At 44.7% G+C, this 19,691-nt stretch carries 14 protein-coding genes, 1 other RNA gene and 2 pseudogenes; 7 read left to right on the top strand and 10 right to left on the bottom strand.

What is annotated here, in order from left to right; all coding sequences use genetic code 11:
* Positions 1-107: 107 nt before the first annotated feature.
* The 3 genes from dnaK to grpE form a co-directional block, all read right to left on the bottom strand.
* A complete protein-coding gene (dnaK, locus tag KW548_14880) occupies positions 108-2,021 on the bottom strand; it encodes a molecular chaperone DnaK (GenBank protein QXX06347.1) in 1,914 nt (637 codons plus the stop codon).
* Between the two features lie 437 nt (positions 2,022-2,458).
* Positions 2,459-3,736, bottom strand: coding sequence for a dicarboxylate/amino acid:cation symporter (locus KW548_14885; GenBank protein QXX06348.1), 1,278 nt, complete (start codon positions 3,734-3,736; stop codon positions 2,459-2,461).
* A gap of 286 nt (positions 3,737-4,022) precedes the next feature.
* Positions 4,023-4,628, bottom strand: a complete 606-nt coding sequence (gene grpE / locus KW548_14890; protein ID QXX06349.1) for a nucleotide exchange factor GrpE — start codon at positions 4,626-4,628, stop codon at positions 4,023-4,025.
* A 144-nt stretch (positions 4,629-4,772) separates the two neighbouring features.
* Between grpE and nadK the strand changes: the two are divergent.
* Positions 4,773-5,656, top strand: a pseudogene (nadK, locus tag KW548_14895) (NAD(+) kinase).
* A gap of 79 nt (positions 5,657-5,735) precedes the next feature.
* On the opposite strand, the gene KW548_14900 reads toward nadK, so the two are convergent.
* Positions 5,736-6,020, bottom strand: a complete 285-nt coding sequence (locus tag KW548_14900) for a GIY-YIG nuclease family protein (protein QXX06350.1) — start codon at positions 6,018-6,020, stop codon at positions 5,736-5,738.
* A gap of 607 nt (positions 6,021-6,627) precedes the next feature.
* Between KW548_14900 and recN the strand changes: the two genes are divergently transcribed.
* Positions 6,628-8,292: a DNA repair protein RecN gene (gene recN / locus KW548_14905; protein QXX06351.1), complete on the top strand. Its 1,665-nt coding sequence runs from the start codon at positions 6,628-6,630 to the stop codon at positions 8,290-8,292.
* A 189-nt stretch (positions 8,293-8,481) separates the two neighbouring features.
* The gene (gene bamE, locus KW548_14910; GenBank protein ID QXX06352.1) at positions 8,482-8,841 is read left to right on the top strand and encodes an outer membrane protein assembly factor BamE; all 360 of its coding nucleotides are present in this window, start codon (positions 8,482-8,484) and stop codon (positions 8,839-8,841) included.
* Positions 8,842-9,127: 286 nt separating this feature from the next.
* Here bamE and KW548_14915 read toward each other — a convergent pair whose 3' ends face one another.
* Both KW548_14915 and KW548_14920 read right to left on the bottom strand, forming a co-directional pair.
* The gene (locus tag KW548_14915; protein QXX06353.1) at positions 9,128-9,481 is read right to left on the bottom strand and encodes an RnfH family protein; all 354 of its coding nucleotides are present in this window, start codon (positions 9,479-9,481) and stop codon (positions 9,128-9,130) included.
* Positions 9,471-9,913: pseudogene (locus KW548_14920) on the bottom strand (SRPBCC family protein). The gene KW548_14915 and the pseudogene KW548_14920 overlap by 11 nt, the downstream one beginning before the upstream one ends.
* Positions 9,914-10,031: 118 nt before the next feature.
* On the opposite strand from KW548_14920, the gene smpB reads away from it, so the two are divergent.
* The 3 genes from smpB (at position 10,032) to KW548_14935 (ending at position 11,406) form a co-directional block, all read left to right on the top strand.
* Positions 10,032-10,517, top strand: coding sequence for an SsrA-binding protein SmpB (gene smpB, locus KW548_14925; GenBank protein ID QXX06354.1), 486 nt, complete (start codon positions 10,032-10,034; stop codon positions 10,515-10,517).
* 67 nt (positions 10,518-10,584) lie between these two features.
* Positions 10,585-10,951, top strand: a transfer-messenger RNA (tmRNA) gene (gene ssrA, locus KW548_14930).
* A 173-nt stretch (positions 10,952-11,124) separates the two neighbouring features.
* Positions 11,125-11,406, top strand: a complete 282-nt coding sequence (locus KW548_14935; GenBank protein ID QXX06355.1) for a hypothetical protein — start codon at positions 11,125-11,127, stop codon at positions 11,404-11,406.
* Between the two features lie 299 nt (positions 11,407-11,705).
* Here KW548_14935 and KW548_14940 read toward each other — a convergent pair whose 3' ends face one another.
* Together KW548_14940 and KW548_14945 are read right to left on the bottom strand one after the other, a co-directional pair.
* The gene (locus KW548_14940; protein ID QXX06356.1) at positions 11,706-12,515 is read right to left on the bottom strand and encodes a M15 family metallopeptidase; all 810 of its coding nucleotides are present in this window, start codon (positions 12,513-12,515) and stop codon (positions 11,706-11,708) included.
* Positions 12,516-12,743: 228 nt separating this feature from the next.
* The gene (locus KW548_14945; protein QXX06357.1) at positions 12,744-14,054 is read right to left on the bottom strand and encodes a PAS domain-containing methyl-accepting chemotaxis protein; all 1,311 of its coding nucleotides are present in this window, start codon (positions 14,052-14,054) and stop codon (positions 12,744-12,746) included.
* A 221-nt stretch (positions 14,055-14,275) separates the two neighbouring features.
* Between KW548_14945 and KW548_14950 the strand changes: the two genes are divergently transcribed.
* Positions 14,276-15,916 (top strand): mechanosensitive ion channel family protein, encoded by a 1,641-nt coding sequence (locus KW548_14950; GenBank protein ID QXX08086.1) that lies wholly within the window; start codon positions 14,276-14,278, stop codon positions 15,914-15,916.
* A 557-nt stretch (positions 15,917-16,473) separates the two neighbouring features.
* Here the strand turns inward: KW548_14950 and KW548_14955 are convergent.
* Positions 16,474-16,821 (bottom strand): ATPase, encoded by a 348-nt coding sequence (locus tag KW548_14955; GenBank protein ID QXX06358.1) that lies wholly within the window; start codon positions 16,819-16,821, stop codon positions 16,474-16,476.
* A 9-nt stretch (positions 16,822-16,830) separates the two neighbouring features.
* On the bottom strand, positions 16,831-19,197 hold the full coding sequence (locus KW548_14960) for a S8 family serine peptidase (GenBank protein QXX06359.1): 2,367 nt from the start codon (positions 19,195-19,197) through the stop codon (positions 16,831-16,833).
* Between the last annotated feature and the right edge of the window lie 494 nt (positions 19,198-19,691).

Consider the following 19,691-nt stretch of genomic DNA (forward strand, 5'->3'; position numbering starts at 1 on the left):
TTTGTGCAAAAGTACTTATCTGGAAAGACATTATATTTACAAACAGGCGGGCGTATGAGTTGCCCCAAACGCCCGCATAGTACTTTAAGTTAACTCAGAGTCGAGAATTATTTTTTCTCGTCTTTAACTTCTTCAAACTCAGCGTCTACAACGTCTTCTTCTTGCTTAGGCTGTTCACCAGCTTCCGCACCAGCTTGTTGAGCCTGAGCTTGCTGCTGGGCAATTTCCATCAGCTTTTGAGCGGCAGCCATAAGAGCTTGAACTTTAGCGTCAATCGCTTCTTTGTCTTCACCCTTACGCGCTTCTTCTAGTTCACTGATCGCAGCTTCAATCTTTTCTTTCTCGTCAGCTGGAAGCGCTTCACCTGCTTCTTCAACTTGCTTACGAGTGCCGTGAATCATTTGGTCTGCTTGGTTACGTGCAGTAGCTAGCTCTTCGAACTTTTTGTCCGCTTCTTTGTTAGCTTCTGCTTCCTGAACCATTTTCTCGATTTCTTCGTCTGATAGACCGCCAGAAGCTTGGATAGTGATCTTCTGCTCTTTACCCGTCGCTTTATCTTTCGCAGATACGTTTAGGATACCGTCAGCATCTAGGTCGAAAGTTACTTCGATTTGTGGCATGCCACGTGGTGCTGGCTGAATACCTTCTAGGTTGAACTGACCAAGAGACTTGTTGTAAGTCGCTTGCTTACGCTCACCTTGCAGTACGTGGATAGTTACCGCGCTCTGGTTGTCTTCAGCTGTAGAGAACACTTGGTCCGCTTTAGTAGGGATCGTTGTGTTCTTCTCGATTAGCTTAGTCATTACGCCACCCATCGTTTCGATACCGAAAGATAGAGGAGTAACGTCTAGTAGAAGTACGTCTTTAACGTCACCCGCAAGTACACCACCTTGAACGGCAGCACCCATTGCTACTGCTTCGTCAGGGTTAACGTCTTTACGCGCTTCTTTGCCAAAGAACTCAGCCACTTTAGCTTGAACCATAGGCATACGAGTCTGACCACCTACTAGGATAACGTCAGTGATGTCGCCTACAGATAGATCAGCGTCAGCTAGCGCCACTTTTAGTGGTTCAAGAGAGCGTTGAACTAGGTCTTCAACTAGAGATTCTAGCTTAGCACGCGTCACTTTAACGTTCATGTGCTTAGGACCAGTCGCATCTGCCGTTACGTAAGGTAGGTTTACGTCAGTTTGAGAAGTAGAAGAAAGCTCGATCTTCGCTTTTTCTGCTGCTTCTTTAACACGCTGCATTGCTAGAGGGTCGTTCTTAAGATCGATGCCTTGCTCTTTCTTGAACTCTTCAACTAGGTAGTTGATCATGCGGTTATCGAAGTCTTCACCACCAAGGTGTGTGTCACCGTTAGTTGCTAGTACTTCAAACGTTTTCTCACCTTCAACTTCGTCAATTTCAATGATAGAGATATCGAATGTACCACCACCAAGGTCGTATACTGCGATAGTGCGATCACCACCTTGCTTGTCTAGACCGTATGCTAGAGCGGCTGCAGTAGGTTCGTTAATGATACGTTTAACTTCAAGACCTGCGATACGGCCAGCATCTTTCGTTGCTTGACGCTGAGAGTCATTAAAGTAAGCAGGTACTGTGATAACTGCACCAGTGACTTCCTCACCTAGGAAATCTTCTGCAGTTTTCTTCATTTTTTTCAGTACTTCAGCAGATACCTGAGGAGCTGCCATTTTCTGGCCTTGTGCCTCAACCCAAGCATCACCGTTGTCAGCCTTAACAATGTTGAAAGGCATGATTTCGATGTCACGCTGAACTTCTTCGTCTTCGAAACGACGACCGATTAGACGCTTAATTGCAAATAGCGTGTTAGTTGGGTTTGTAACCGCTTGACGTTTAGCTGGCTGACCTACTAGCGTCTCACCATCTGTGTATGCAATAACTGATGCTGTTGTACGCTCGCCTTCCGCGTTTTCGATTACGCGTGGCTTGTCACCGTCTAGAACAGCAACACAAGAGTTAGTAGTACCTAAGTCAATACCAATGATTTTACCCATCAGGCTATCTCCGAATAAATTCTATTTTCGTTTTGCTATATCCCCTATGTGGGGATGGAGAATAGGGTTTCAACCCTTACTCACAAACTAAAATAATTTTGTTTGCTTCACTTATGCCCAATAGATAAGGGCTGTAAATGAGTTTTCAAGGGAATAAGTGAAAAAAAGTTAAAAAGATTGGCTGATAACTTCGCGAGATTCCCTACTCACTCATTCTTCGCTCTATGGAATGACGGAAGTCAATCACGTTATCCTCAAGAGTGAGGTACCAACGAGTTGGGGATCTCACAAAACGAGTAGAAAACTAACAGAGATTCCCTACTCGCTCATTCTTCGCTCTATGGAATGACCCATAGTCGCTTCTCCACATGGGTTCCTCCCTTAAAGCCCCAAAAGCGAGCCCTAAGGCTCGCTTTCAAATTCCGACACTTTAATGATTAAGCATTCGCTTGTGCAGGTTGTGCTTCTACTTCTGCTTGTTCTTTACCGATTTCACCTTCTGATTTAGCAACGATAGTATTTACAGCTGTGTCGCCTACTACGTTAGAAGAAGTACAGAACATATCGTTGATACGGTCTACTGCTGCGATGATTGCAAGACCTTCTGGTGGAAGACCTAGTTGGTGAAGAAGAACACCGACCATTACCACGCCACCACCAGGAACACCACCCGCACCGATTGATAGCAGCAAGATAGTTAGACCTAGCGTAAACACGTCAGCAGTATTGATTGGCTGACCAAACGCGTTCGCAACAAAGATAGTTGCTAGTGCGATGTAGATAGAAACACCAGACATGTTCATGGTTGCACCTAGTGGCACACCAAAACCTGCTACTGATTTTGAAACCTGTAGTTTCTCCGTTAGAGTACGCATTGTTACAGGGATCGTAGCGTTCGAGCTTGCTGTCGATAGAGAGAATAGGATCTGCTCACGAGTTGCACGTAGGAACGTCTTTGGAGAAGTCCCTGTCGCAATGCCTACTGCCATTGGGTAGAAGAAGAAGATCCAGAATACTAGCATTGAAACAACAAGTGCGACGTAGCCTGCAACAGACATGAGTGTGTTAGCATCAAGCGTTGCACCTAGCTGAATCATCAGTGCAAATACACCGTATGGCGCTAGGCTCATCACTAGACCAACAAGCTTCATCATGATTTCGTTAGCCATTTTGAACGTACGAATAGCAGGCCCACCGCGTGAATCAAGCGCTTGAATAGCAAGACCTGTCAAAATTGCCATGAAAATGATTTGTAGCATGTCACCATTAGCAAATGCCTGAACCGGGTTGCTAGGTACAATGTTAACGACCAGTGAGAAGATATCCGGTGTTTCAGTCGTCGTTAGCTTAACCGTTTCTGAAATTGTCCCCGCCAGATTGGCATCAGCACCCGGTTGGAAAACAAGGCCAACCGTCAGTGCCGCGGTAATCGCGATGATGGTGTTAAAGATATATAAGGCAAAAGTTTTACCGCCAAGACGACCAAACGCAGTGATGTCTTTTAGATCGACAATACCGCATACGATAGAAACGTAGACCAGTGGAACAACGAGAAGTTTGATCAAAGATACGAACATACCACCTGCGCCTTCCGCTGCGCCTAGAAGGTAAGTATCAAAAATAGCAATTCCGCTAAACAGGTACTGAATCGCAGTACCAATCAGCAGGCCAGCGAACAAGCCTACAAATATCTTGCTTGAAAGCGATTTATCCATCCTTTATCTCCAGAATGTTGTGTTTGTATTTTATGATTTTATAGTTAATTCCGCCTAAATACGCGGCAGAGTTCGCACATAATACACACAAAAGTTACAAAATAAAGCGCTTGTTTACGATAATGTTACATATTTCTAATAGGAAATAAATTTTCGAATATACTTTGACCACAATGTAATTTACTGAATCAATGCGTTTATTTGGTCATTTTCAACGTTTCGACAAGATAAAAAAAGAGAGGTTTTGACCTCTCTTTTCTTTAACTTCATCAGTCTAGGGGAACAATTATTTCGCCACCATCACCATCGCAGGGCGAATCACACGACCATTCAACTCATAGCCTTTCTGCATGACAAACATAACCGTGTTTGACTCGTGATCTGGGCTCTCCTGAATAGACATCGCCTGATGCATTTCAGGGTTGAACGCTTCACCTTCCGGGTTAATTTCTTTCAAACCAAACTTAGCGACCGTATCAACGAACGTTTTATGTGTAAGCTCAACACCTTCAACGATTGGTTTCACTGCTTCATTATCGGTGTCGGCAGCTTGAATTGCACGCTCAAGGTTGTCGATAACCGGCAACAGTTCTTCTGCAAACTTGTTCAGTGCATATTTACGTGCCTTGTCAATTTCCGTTTCTGTACGGCGGCGCATATTTTCAACTTCAGCTTTAGCACGAAGAACAGAGTCTTGTTGCTCTTTTACTTTCGCTTCACTCGATAGAAGTGCCGCTTCAAGTTGAGCAACCTTCGACTCTTGTTCATCTTGGTCTGTTTCTTCGTTCCATTCGATATCAGCGTCAGTACCTACAACTTCTGCTTCAACTTCTTGTGCAGTGTCTTGCTGCTGTAGTTCTTCTTCTTTGATCTTGTTTTCTTCGTTGCTCATGATATCTCCAGAATTTAATTCCATCTGTACCTAAAGCATCACGTTTATCGCTTTTCGGTACATAAAAATTCGCATAAATAGCTAACTTGCCATTATTATGGGGATGAAGATTGTCGAATCAAGCCTATTTAGTGCGGAAAACCTATGAAAAAGCCTTTTGAAGTGATCGCCATCATCGGTAAACCCCGAGATCAGCAAGCCATTCAGACCCATAGAGAGCTCTATATCTGGCTCCAATCGGAAGGGTATCAGGTTTTTATTGACGATAGGTTAGCGGAAATTTTAGACGATATACCAAATGAACATTTTGCGAGCCTAATTCAACTGGGTAAAGCGGCAGACTTAGCGATTGTCGTCGGTGGTGATGGTAATATGCTTGGTGCAGCAAGAGTACTCTCGCGCTTCAATATCTCAGTAATTGGTGTGAACCGAGGTAATCTTGGCTTCCTGACCGACCTCAATCCAGAAGACTTTCAGTCTGCACTTAAAAAGTACTTGATGGCGAATTCTTTGAAGAAGAACGCTTTTTACTCGAAGCCGAAGTACACCGCCATGGGCAAGTAAAGAGCCATAACGCTGCCTTAAATGAAGCGGTACTGCACCCAGGGCAAGTAGCTCATATGATTGAGTTCGAAGTATATATTGACGAAAGCTTCGCCTTTTCTCTGCGCGCCGACGGGCTAATTGTTTCTACACCGACAGGTTCAACGGCTTATTCACTTTCTGGCGGCGGGCCTATTTTATCACCCAGTCTAAATGCCATTTCTCTTGTACCTATGTTTCCGCATACTTTATCCAGCCGCCCGTTAGTTGTAGACAGTAAACGTCGTATTAAACTGGTTGTCTCTCCGGACAATAGAGGGACTCAAGAAGTGGGCTGTGACGGCCAAGTTTCTCTACCAGTATCACCGGGCGATGAAATTCATATTTACCAAAGCCCCAATACGTTAAATTTAATCCACCCGAAAGATTACAGCTATTACCATGTACTGAGAAACAAGCTAGGTTGGTCAAGCCGGTTGTTTTAAGAGCTCAATAAGAAATGACAGGACAAGAGACAACGTTCTGTCATTCCTGAGATGGAGGAACGACAGAGTCAGGAATCTCTCAAAGAAAGTCGTATAAGTCAGCCCAACGACGATTGGTTTCGTTGATTAATCTCTCTTTCCATTTTCGCTTCCACTTTTTCAATTGCTTCTCTCTATAAATCGCGTCTGTGATATCAAGAAAAAGCTCGTAGTAAACTAGACAGTCGATGTTATATCGCTTGCTAAATCCACCCACCCTGCCATTTTTGTGCTGCCATACCCGCGCTTTGAGGTTACTAGTCACGCCAATGTACAGACAGCTACAGGACTGGTTAGTCAGTATGTATACAGCAGGTTGTTTCACATAGACTCCTTATACCTAACCCCATGCTGCACCAATAATAAATGGGTTCTCTGAATAAAAAGGTTGAAAAAAGAACGATTAAGCCGAGCATTTGTGAGATTCCCTACTCCCTCATTCTTCGGTCTATGGAATGACAGAGGTCAGTCACGTCATCCTCAAGAGTGAGGCACGAACGAGTTGGGGATCTCACAAAACGAGTAGAAAACTAACAGAGATTCCCTACTCCCTCATTCTTCGGTCTATGGAATGACAGAGGTCAGTAACGTCATCCTCAAGAGTGAGTTACGAACGAGTTGGGGATCTCACAAAACGAGTAGAAAACTAACAGAGATTCCCTACTCCCTCATTCTTCTGTCTATGAAATGACAGAGGTCAGTAACGTCATCCTCAAGAGTGAGGTACGAACAAGTGGGGGATCTCTCGAAGCAAGTCGAAAACTAACAGAGATTCCCTACTCCCTCATTCTTCGGTCTATGGAATGACATTTCTTTCGCCCAACAAGGTTTAGAGCCTCTTCACAAAAATTCACACCTGCCACTTTACTGTATAAAGAAACAGTATATACTGTTTTCTTATACAGTATTGTTCATTTAAACAGGTATACGAAATGCTGGCTCATCTAAGTGTTAATAATTTCGCTATTGTTAAATCTCTACAGCTGGAGCTATCTCACGGCATGACCACCATCACTGGAGAAACCGGTGCGGGTAAATCTATTGCAATTGACGCTTTAGGTCTTTGCTTAGGTGGTCGGGCGGAAGCCAGCATGGTACGCCAAGGGGAAGAAAAAACCGAAGTCAGTGCGGCTTTTTCCCTTGAAAACAACATTCACGCAACGCGTTGGCTAGAAGATAACGATCTGCTGGAAGGCAGTGACTGTATCTTGCGTCGCATCATCAATAAAGAAGGCCGCTCAAGAGCCTTCATTAATGGCAGCCCGGTACCACTTTCACAACTAAAAACGTTTGGGCAATTACTGATCAACATCCATGGTCAGCATGCGCACCATCAACTCATGAAGAGTGACTACCAAATGGCCATGCTGGACCAATATGCAGGCCATAGCAACCTTTTAAAAGGCACTCGTAATGCCTATCAAAATTGGCGTCAGGCCGATAACACCCTTAAGCAGTTAAAAGAAAATAGTGCGGCTAATCTTGCGCAAAAACAACTACTTGAATACCAAATCAAAGAGCTTAATGAGCTCTCTCTTGGCGAGGATGAATATGAAGAACTCGAACAGGAACACAAAAGATTGTCTAATAGCGGAGAGCTCGCCGCCACCTGCCAACAAGCCATCGAGCTTATTTACGAAGGTGAAGAAGTTAATGCGCTTGGTATTCTCCAATCAGCCAGTAGCTCCCTGATCCAGCTCGCTGAATTGGATGAATCTCTCTCAGAGTTGCCTAACATGCTATCAGAAGCCATGATTCAAATAGAGGAGACCAATAACGAACTGCGTGGTTACCTCGATAACATCGATGTTGATCCTGCACGTATGGCATTTGTTGAAGAACGCTTCACAAAAATCATGTCGATGGCTCGTAAACATCATGTTCTACCCGATGAGCTATATCAGCATCATCAAGATTTGTCGTCGCAAATTGAGGCTTTAGATTGTTCCGATGAAAAGCTGGAAGAGTTAGAGCAAGCTGTTGAAAACAACTATCAGGTTTTCCTGACCTCAGCAGAGAAACTTCACAAGTCTCGATGTCGCTACGCTAAAGAGCTCAATAAACTCATCACCGCCAGTATGCATGAGCTCAGCATGGAAAAAGCGCAATTCTGTATCGAAGTCGATAAGCAATGTACTCATCCTTCTCCCCTCGGCATGGATAACGTCTGTTTTATGGTGTCAACCAACCCTGGTCAACCTATTCAGCCCATTGCCAAAGTCGCCTCTGGGGGTGAGTTATCACGTATTTCTTTAGCCATTCAAGTAATCACGGCACAAAAAGTCGACACACCTAGTTTAATCTTTGATGAGGTAGATGTGGGTATCAGCGGACCCACGGCTGCTGTTGTAGGTAGAATGCTTCGTAAGCTTGGCGAGTCAACGCAAGTTCTTTGTGTGACTCACTTGCCTCAAGTGGCGGGCTGTGGCCACCAACAACTCTTTGTAGCCAAACAAACCAAAGCTGGCAAAACAGAAACTCAGATGCATTCTTTGAATCACGAACAGCGCGTATCCGAATTAGCCAGATTACTTGGCGGCAGTGAAATTACAGAGTCGACCTTGGCGAATGCAAAAGAGTTATTGATTGCGGCTTGAGAGAATCGAAGGCTTAGTCTCAACTTAAGACCCAAGTTCCGACCTTGTGGAAATTTGGTGAGAGTTTGCAACTAAATTCAAAAATCGTGGTCTGAAACAGTTCAAAACAAGATGAGCTTTTTACATTGTCGGCCAGCTTGTTTATTATCAGGCCAATTTGAGAAATATCCGTTACAAGAATCTATCCGTATGCAATTGAAAAAGTGGCTAATCGCTTTACCACTCTCTATGACACTGTTGACTGGCTGCTCCCTATTAGAAAAGCTCGTTTACCGAATCGACATCAACCAAGGTAACTATGTTGAGCAACAAGCCGTCGATCAACTTAAATTTGGTATGACCAAAGAACAGGTACGTTTTGTGATGGGCTCCCCAATGCTGATTGAAAACGGCTTCCCTGATACTTGGTACTACATTTATCACCACACTGAAGGTCATCAGGATTCCATTCAAAAGAACCTGATCGTCAACTTCAATGATAAAGGGCAGTTGGTTGACGTCACTGGAGATTTCCCGCCGAGCAAAGACTTTTTTGAGAGTATTAACTAAAGCTGGAGAGCTGGAGAGCTGGAGAGCTGGAGAGCTGGAGAGCTGGAGAAGATTTGAAGGGTTGTCGTATTACGTCAACCCTTTTTGTTTGGAATGCCTAGCGACGGAAACGGGATGCGGGAACGGACTTCGACCTAGAAAACTGGAAAACTGGAAAACTGGAAAACTGGAAAACTAAGTTGTTCCACTTTGGTTGAGAAATCAACTCTAGCTCTCCAGAAGGGCGAAGCCCGATCCCGTTATCTAGGAGCGGAGCGATCCATAGGACGAAGTCCGTTCCCGCTCTTTAACCTTCCTTCCTCAACGGGTTTTTCTTACCACCGGTCACAGGATCAGCAGAACCTTCTGCTTTGGCTTGCTCGGCTCGCTTACGACGAATTTCTTTCGGGTCCGCCAACAATGGACGATATATCTCGATACGATCTTTATCTCGAACCGTTGCGTCGAGCTTTATGTTACGGCTAAAAACCCCAACCTTATTGTTTGCAAGGTCAATTTCAGGATATTGCTCTAAAACACCGGATTCTGTGATGATCTCTTCAACCGTCATCGTTTTGTTCACAACCAGAGTGTACACTCGCTGTTCTTGAGGTAATGCATATACCACCTCAACGTGGATCATGTCAGACTCAATACTCATAGCATGCATACACCTGTTTCGCGCGCTGAGTGAACGCGTTGACCATATTGCTGGTCAGTTCGTTGAAAATTTTACCGAAAGCCATTTCAATCATCTTGCTGGAAAATTCGAATTCCAACTTCAGCTCAACTTTGCAAGCTTGATCATCTAAGGCAGTAAAAAACCACCCCCTTTTAATATCTTAAAAGGGCCATCAACTAAATTCATCAAGATCGCTTCATCACTGATCAGCTCATTTGATGTGGTAAAGGTTTTACTGATCCCTGCTTTCGACACATCAACGGAAGCAACCATGGCAGAACCACTGGATTCAATCACTCGGGAGCCGGAACACCCAGGTAAAAACTCAGGATAACTGGCCACGTCATTTACCAGCTTAAACATCTGTTCAGCACTAAAGGATACCAGTGCTGAACGGCTGACTTGCTTCATATAGACTCCTCAAAACGTCCGCCTAAACGACAGGCATGTACCAATTTTACTTTTATTTGCACTCAGCGCAAATAAAGGGATTTCCTAACTCAGTTCCTAACCGTATAATGCAGCCATTATGGCAAAGAAAAAATCGAAACAAAAAGCGGGTAGCAATACCATCGCTGTCAATAAGAAAGCTCGCCACGAATATTTCATTGATGATGAAATCGAAGCGGGAATGGAGCTTCAAGGCTGGGAAGTTAAAGCACTTCGTCAAGGCAAAGCAAACATCGCAGAAAGCTACGTGTTTATGCGAGATGGTGAAGCCTTTGTGAGTGGCATGACTATTACTCCTCTTAACCAAGCATCGACACACGTTGTGGCGAACCCTACCCGTGTGCGTAAACTACTAATGAGCCGCCGTGAGCTTGATAACCTTTTTGGTCGAATTAACCGTGAAGGTATGACGCTTGCTGCACTCTCGCTCTACTGGTCTCGCTCTTGGGTGAAGATGAAAATCGGTGTTGCGAAAGGTAAGAAGCTGCACGATAAACGTACTGATCTGAAAGAAAAAGATTGGGCGAGAGAAAAAGCGCGCGTAATGAAGAGTTCACTGCGCTAATATTGAGCACTTAAACGCACAAGTCTAGACAGGTTACACTTTTCTGGTACTATGCGAAGAACACTTTGGGGCTGATTTAGGATTCGACAGGAATTTTGCAGTCTGAGGTGCATGCCGTGGGGCGGTTGGCCACGTAAAAAGCCGCAAAAAAATAGTCGCAAACGACGAAAACTACGCACTAGCAGCTTAATAACCTGCTCAGAGCTCTCTCGCCCTAGCTTCCGCACGTAAGACGGGGACCAACGAGAGATCAAACCCAAACGCGCTAGCCCGGATTCTCCCGCCTGAGAGATGAACGGCGAAATTTAATTCAGGATAGTCACTTACTGGCGTGTCGGTTCGCAGGTATTTGGTGAATGTAAAGATCGACTAAGCATGTAGTACCAATGATGAATGGTTTTTGGACGCGGGTTCAACTCCCGCCAGCTCCACCAAACGTTTGGAAAGGGCCAACTCGAAAGGGTTGGCCCTTTTTGTATCTAAAACAAAAGCAATCAGAAGTAGCCTAAGACTACGCGAAAGATATCTGGCGTTCATATGAGCGGCAGGTTTGTAGTGGTCAACTAAACCCAAAACAACTAGAGTGTGTTTTAAATACAGGTAAACTATGAGTTCGATAGAGTGTTCTAAAAGCTACACATTGTTGATGTCTCGGTTCCTATCAGGTCAACTTACGGGAGCTCAATTTGAGGAACGATACCTAGAGATGTTCAAGAATGAATCGAGACCAATGCCCGAGAATGTCTACCAAGTCCTCAATAGCTTGTTCTATTGTGTCGATGCTTACTGTAGCGATCCGGACTTACGTGATGATGACGATTTGGACGATTCACTTCTCTTAGCTCGTACTCAGGATGCCTATGACCTACTGACTCAACATGATAAGTAGCGGTTGAGACACCGACTCCGATAGCTCGAGTGTATTGAGCTATCGGCCAATGATGTTGATTTAAGATAAGCCCGCTAGCGGGCTTTTTTGATGCTTTAGGAACAAGACAACAGCAGAGGTAATACAACAGAGGCAGGCAATTTTACGTCTATTTTCGGCTAAGTAACCAAAGCTCGCCGCATGACAAAGCTCGTCAGTGTTTGCCTTAACAAGGCTCGTGTGCTGTGCTGTCGCTGACCAGAAATCAGCCATGATGACGATAGTCAGCCAAGTATTTGATATCACAGCAATCTTGATGATTAAAACGCTTGTACTGTTTTGTACGCACACATCGCTCGCGCCTTCTCACTTCCCTCCGCTTCATTTTGCTCGAAACAATGGCGATATGACGCAACGTATTGGTTGAATGCTTCCATTGCATCGGGTTTAGGTTGATTTACCAGCTTTTCAATAAATTGACGCGACCCGACTTCGAAATGCTGAGTGTCTATCGGCGTATTCCAGTCCCCGCCCCAGATAAGGAACCCGTGGTATGCGAAAAGCTCTGTGACCTCTTCGGCCATGCCTTGACGTTCGATCTCATTTCGAGCTCGAAAACGAGTTCGGTTAATGTAGTTATCTACTGATTGAATCGGTTTAACTGTGATTTTGCCATCTGAGCCAAATTCTAGAAACGGGTTTTGTACCGGGTTGATATCAATGGCGACACCATAAGCATGTTTCGACCAACTAGACCCGCCAGTGATAGAGCGAGCATTGAAAGCACTGCTGTTGTTCGCGGCCATAGAAGCAGTATCATCGCCTCGAAATTCACGCATTAAGCGCGCAGAATGAAGCGGAAACTGACGTTTATGTAGCTCGGTGAAAATCCGCTCTACGGAAGGGGCAACAACATCGAACACTATCATGCTGCCCTGCTGAGTTTGCCCATCAAAGTGAGTAAAGTCGAAATCAACTTTAGAAAGTCGATCACAGCCTAATGGAGCGCCCTCATTCAACACCCCTTGACTTTTCATCATACTACATTGCCATTCTGAAATAGGGGCGATTTTAGCGTAACCCGTTGAACTCAATAAGGCAGTGAGCAGGCCCACCCAGTATATTTTCATTTCGCTTTTATCAACGTATTTTCAACCCAAAGTGGGCTTATTCTAACCAATGGTCTGATTAGACGTGATATTTAAAACAGCGGGTTGAGTCAAAGTGTGACGCTGACTGCGGAAGGTGTTTTGCTCAAATAGGCAATAGAGGTAACGTTGAAGATCAACCGACAAACGGAAAGAAACACTCAATAGGCAAGCCAAACTTTCTATTGAGTGTTCACAAGATGACTGTAATCACGCTTCGCTGTTTTTAAAACTATTCACCGCAGAGGCGACACTTTCTGAGCCAGTGTAGATTTCATCCATGGTTTCTGAAACCGTTTGAATTTTTCCGCTTGCCTCCTGAGCCACAGAATTAACCTCGTTCATTGCTTGAGTGACTTCTTTGGTCAAGGACATATTCTTATTCACAACTTGGGTAATTTCTTCCGTCGATTCGGACGTTCTTGAAGCCAGTTTTCGCACTTCATCTGCTACAACAGCAAAGCCCCTTCCCTGATCACCAGCCCGCGCAGCCTCAATCGCTGCATTCAGTGCCAGCAAATTGGTTTGCTCCGCAATACTGCCAATGGTTTTGACAATTTCGGATACATCATCAGACAGCGTGGCTAGTTCATCAATCTGACTGATCGATGCCGTGAGGTTATCCATCATTTTTTGTGAAATACCTACGGTTTCTTGAAGTACCTGATTGCCGTTCTGCGCCACTTGAGAGGTTTGCAACGCTGTTGAATAAGCAATGTTTGCCGCTTCTGCAATCGCCATTTCACGAGTGACATCAGCGGTAATATCGGAAGCGAATTTAACAATTTTATACACCTCTCCCTTTTCATTGCGAACTGGGCTATATGAAGCTTGGATCCACAGTTCTTCTCCATAACTTGTCTTGCGTAGAAAACGACCGGAAAAAGCCCGACCTTGCGCCAGTTCACGCCAGAAATTAGGATTTTCATGATAAAACTCATCAAAGCAGAACATGCGATGGTGCTGCCCTTGGACCTGCTCCATTGAGTAGCCAAGAGCAGTTAAGAAGTTTTTATTTGCATCGATGATCGTGCCGTCAGGCTGAAACTCAATCACCGCGAAATTTTGATGCAGTGCCGCAATAAGATCTTTATCGGCTCGTGCTTGTTTGACTTTCTCTGTCACGTCACTGGCTATTTTTATTACACTAGTTACTGCGCCAGTATCGTTAAATACTGGGAAATAGGTCGCCTCTATGATGACCAAATCTCCAGACTTACTGTAACGTTCGAAAGTACCCGATTTCACTTCACCTCGTCCCAGAGATTGCCAGAAACGCGAGTATTCAGAGCTCTGTACGTAGCTTTTATCACAAAAAATACGATGATGTTTACCAACTAGCTCTTCCAGTTGATAACCCATCGCTTTTAAAAACAACGAACTGGCTGTTTTGATCTTCCCTTGAGGATCAAATTCAATCGTGACCAAGGCCTGATTCATGGAGGCGACAATTAGATGGTAATTCTGCTGTCGAATACGCTTTTGTTCCGCTTCTTCGGTCTTTTTTTCAAATGGCCACATATCTCGAATACTCCCCGTACTTTTGCATTGTTCAAGTGTAGCACCAGCCTAAATTATAGACATATCAATAAAGAGTGAGCAGTCTGCCCACCACTTTATCGGACTTAAAGCGCAGTTTTTCCTGAAAGTAAAGTGAGAACATTGACTCAAATATGCAACAAAACAAATATCAATTAGATTAGTATAATCTAGTAGATCAATACGTAAGGTGTGCATCAATGATGATTTCTGTATTCAGAGTTTTATGTGTTCTTAGTCTGTCTTTGTCTTCAGTTTATACACTTGCTAGTGAACGTTTTCCTTTGGCTCCACCGGACACGAGTAGCCCGCAAGCAACCTACCTCAGCTTCATCCACTTGGTCGAGCAAGCCAACCAAACCCTGTTAGAACTGCCTTCCTTACCGACAACAGAGAAAGAAGCGGCCAAACAATCGGTGTATGCTCTGTTCGATAAAGCAATGCAATGTTTTGATCTCTCTGAAATCCCAAAATCGAGCAAGCAACGAGTTGCACTAGAGTCCGTTATGCTGATGAAAGAGATCCTCGATCGCCTTCCAGAGTTTGAAGCTACATCGATTCCCGATCAAAAAAATATCGCCTATTGGCGGCTGCCTCACACTCAATTGGTGATTGAAAAACAAAGCGATGGTCAATACTTATTCTCAGCTCAAACCGTCGATAAGCTCTATTCCAACTATCAGCTTGTCAAACATTTGCCTAACCGCAACGGCGCAGTCGATGACTTTTATCAGTTTTACTCTCTGAGTGCAGGGAAACTGATTCCACCAGCTTGGTTTGGTTATATTGAAGCCCTCCCAGATGCGTTCATGATAGAGTTTTCTGATCAAGCAGTATGGCAGTGGATCGCATTGGCGATAGTCTGCCTAGTGTTATTTGCTTACGGTTACGCTGTTTATCGCTATCTTGGTAGGACTATATTGACCCCAGTAGTAATGGCGGTGGGAATTGGCGTTTTCTTATATTTGATCAGCCACGAAATCAATATGACGGGCAAGTTAATGTCGACTTTGAACGTCTCTGGTGAGCTATTGATCTGGCTTTTAGTGACTCAGTCAGCTTACCTAGTTGGCTACAGAGCTTGCACAATTTTACCCAATCGAAGCGAGAATACCTCCGAGTTACGCCAAAGCGTGACACAAATTGTAGGGACTCTGGTCGGCTCTGCTTTAGCCGTGTCGATCTTTGGCTATGGCTTAAGCCGTATCGGCGTTCCAGTCTACGGTATCGTCACTGGCTTAAGCCTCGGTGGTATGGCTATCGCACTTGCGATTAGACCGACGATGGAAAACCTGATTGGTGGCGTGATACTGTTTATGGACAAATCATTGTCTGTAGGTGACTACTGCAAAATTGGCCAAGTCTCTGGTGTTGTTGAGCGTATAGGCGTACGTTCGACGCGAATTCGAGCGAAAGATCGCACCCAAATAACCATTGCGAATGGCGACTTGGTCAAAATGGAAATCGTCAACTTCACTCGTCGAGATCGCTATCCGTTTAGTACTCAGATAGGTCTGCGATACGAGACGTCTATGCCTCAAGTCGAACAGATTGCCTATGAAATAAAAACAGCGTTTTTGGCACACCCAGATGTACTCGAATCGCCCCTACGCGTCCATTTTTCAGGCTTTGACAAATACAGTTTAAACATTGATGTATTGGCTCATATTGATACTAAAGACAGAAATGAGTTCTTGCAATTGCAGCAAGATTTACTGATGCGTATTGAACAAATTGTTAAAGCGAATCAAGCAGAGTTTGCTCTGCCAGCCCAAACGACCTACTTGCAAATGAAATCAAACTCAGTAGAACAAATCCGAGCCGAATCAGAAGCGCTTAGTTAAATTGATTAATATGAAGGAAAAGTGCCTCATATGTACCTCGATACCCGTGGGAACGTCACAGTAGGGGTTGGGTATTTAATTGCCACTACGCACCAGGCTAAAAATTACAGCTTATCCATTCATCTTCAAGGAAAATAGCAACAAAGTCGGAGATGATACAAGAGTTCACACAAATAAGGAGGCTTCCCTATGGGCGAAAATATGGTGCAGGTTTTTACCAAAGACACACTAGTCTGATTCTCAGTGACCAAGCCATGCTTAGTATGATGGAGCAGCACATCGAGAACTTTGAGAACGAGCTGTGAGCTATCTATGGAAAAACAAACTTTGAACAGTTGCCAGACAAAGTTAAGTTGGCGCTATTGGATATGATCTTTAGCTTGGGCAAGCCTAAGCTTCAAAATACGTTTGTAAAATTTAACCAGCATATTCAATCGGGAAATTTCCAAAAAGCGGCGCAGGAATGTCGCCGACGAGGTATTTCAGACAACCGTAATCAGTATGTAAGGTCCCTACTCTAAAACACATAAAAAAAGCGCCCCATTGGGGCGCGTTGCTTACTGTGAGTATAGACGCCGGATAGGCTCAGGCTCAACATAATCAATCAGCTTGTCATTACTCAACTTATCGATTTGCTCCTGAGTGGCCGACACCACCAGCACCTGCTGGTTATCGAGTACATCGATAACGTCAATACCGTTCGAATGAAGAAGCTCTCTAGCTTGTTGTTCTTTGCCTTCATGATACTTGACAAAGAATCGTGGTTGCTCTGCCGCGGCCTGTGCAGGCCTATCATCCACTGGGGGAAACGCTGGGTTCCCAGCCATTGCAATGGCAGAGAAAGTCGCGACTAATAGACTGAGAGCGCCAGCACTTGGCAATGACCTTAATATCTGCTTCTTCATACTCACTCCTTATTGAAATGATAGTGTCCAGCTATTGATGCTACCCGTGTCTTGGTTAGCGCTATCAACTGCGTTCAATGTCCAGGTTCCTTTAGATTCAAAACCACTGAAATCAGCTTGGTAAGTCTCCTTGATGTTGTTGGCCGAACTACCCGTATTGTCATGCAGTGTCACCTGACCACCCGTCGGTGACGTTAGCGTCACACGTAGGTCACCAATGTAGGTATGACTGATGTCCAGTTCAACCGATACCGTACCCGCATCACCGGAACGTGATACATCCAATGAACTCGTAGCACCCGCGCTGTTGTCATCTGGAATGACTAGAGTCTCTGAGTTAGTAAAGCGTGACGGCGTTTGGTTCCCGGAATCTGCACCATTATGCGTTGCAACCAGAGATGCACCACTGTACGCCGAGTAGCCGTATACCAATACTTCATAGGTACCTGCAGAACTGACGTTCAGTGAACAACTTTCACCGTTACCTTGCTCCCATGAGCGGCAATCATAGGTACCCGTACTAGGCGTACCATTGAAGCGCACATACATATCCGCATCCCCAGTACCACCACTTAGGTTAAAGGTAGCTTGAGTCGCCCCAGCAGGGACTTCGAACGTGTAAATCGTGCTTGATTTGCTTCCGCCAGATAACGACGTTTTTGCTACACCATTCTCAAGCACTTTACTTAGATCGACTGGGCCATTACAGCCAGAATCCAAGTAAGTCTTCGCCGCGTCCGCATTCACCAAACCATAACCTGTGCGGTTGTCACGACCTTCAGAATCGATGTCCGTTGCCGATGCTGTCAGTGCTTTGCGTATTTGTTGCGCTGTACACGTTGGGTGGTAGCTCCAGACTAACCCCGCAACCCCCGCTACGTGCGGCGTCGCCATAGATGTACCATTGTAATACTCGTAATCTTCACCCTTGGTGGTTTTAACCGTTACGGTCTGACCAAGCTGATTCGCCAGTTCTAGGCCGAATTCGCGGTCAACTGTGACAGAAACCATACGATAGTCGTCGTTATCATCAAGTACAAATGGGCTCTGTAAACCAGACAATGCTTGATTACTGTATACGATCGCAGCTTTTGCCCCTGCGCTGTAACACGCCTTAACTGGGTTAATTTCTGGGCGAACCCCTGTGGCTTGATTTTCAATACGCTCAGTCAGACAGATCTTGCCTGACATATCACCACAGTTGTAGCTACCTGAAGAGATATCACAAGCCGCAAGAGGTGCAGTAACGGTGCCTGCAATTGGATCGGATTTGTATGGATTATTAACATCAGCCGGGACTCTCAGGATTTTACGATTGTGCGGAACGACACCGCGATCGAAGTTGCTCACTCCGTTAATCGTAATATCTGCCAGCACACCTTCACCGACGGTCACAGTTGAGAGCACTGCAACCCCTGGCGCTGCGATGTCCACTTGATCTGTCGCTTGAGAAAAAGCAGCATGCTGATTTTTGTTGTCCACAGCCGCCACTGACATCACAGAATCGTAAGATGCTGGGTAACTATGCGCTGTATTACCGGAGTTACCTGCCGCAGCAATAAGTAGCACACCATTATCATACAGCGACTGAAGCGCATTACGTTCCGTTCTGCTCGACTGGCTACCCCCTAGGCTCATATTAACGACATCAGCGCCATTATCCGCACAAGTTTGGATCGCCTTGACCAAGCTTGAGGAATATCCCCAACCCGCCTCATTAAACACCTTCACAATATGCAGATTCACGTTCTGGTTTGGCATCACGCCTTTAACGCCTTCGTTGTTAGCAATCGCGGCAATGGTACCTGCAACGTGAGTACCGTGAGCGTTATTGTTACCCGGAGAACTCCACGAACCGGTTCCACTGTCGTTGGTGCCTTGCACACGGTTGCCACTCAGGTCGTTGTGACTGATGTCGTAACCTGAATCAATAATACACACAGTACGGTTCCCCGCATTGGAATCACTCAACAGCTGAGCATTAACGGCATTAAAGCCCCAAGGCGTGGTTTCGCTTAATAGGTAGCGGGGAGGATCGACCTCAACATATTCGACTTGGCTATTTTCACGCAGTGCCGACAGATCACCGTCATCCATTTCCACACTGTAAAGCGCTTGGTTACCCAATTTTTCTACTTTGCTAGCTTTCACTTCATCTAATACCGCTTCACGCGTTTTCGATGGAGCCACTACTGAACGAGCCATTGAGAATGGTGCGGGTGCATCTTCTTTGAACTTGACTATATATTTAGTCGGGAGATTGGCTTCATTAAAGCCCATTGGCGACGCTGCAAACGCAGACGTAGCACCAGCCATAGCCACTGTGATTGACGATAGGACGAACATCCCTTTGGTTTTATTTATCATGTTGTGCATTTGCTCTGATCCTTTTTGAGCTATTATTATTCACTTTATTCTCATGAACAGTCATTCCCAATAACTACTCAAGAGAACATTAGCTATAAATTATGCTTATAAAATATCCAATGTTTTATAAAATAAAACCTTCACAAACAGGCAAAAAATCAACTAAACAACAATTTTGGTTAACATATAAAGGTCAATAAAAAGCCTTAAAAAGCAATTGGTTAATAAGCCAATTTGAATTTATAGATGGATTTATTGAGTATTTATTCTAAAAATCAAGCAGCATTGATAACGGTTTCAGCTAACAAAAGTACCGAACAAATCGAGGAGAAAGCATAAATGCCAAATTAGTCATTAAGATAAATAAACAAGAGTAACTAGGACAAAGAGACTTCGCTGATGCTCCATCACATAACAAATAACGGCTTCCAAACACGCTCGCTTATCCATTTGAATAGTTTCTCTATCCAGTGTATCTCCTGATTTAAGATTGGAGATGCAGT

Source organism: Vibrio neptunius, assembly GCA_019339365.1.
GTDB classification, from domain to species: domain Bacteria; phylum Pseudomonadota; class Gammaproteobacteria; order Enterobacterales; family Vibrionaceae; genus Vibrio; species Vibrio neptunius.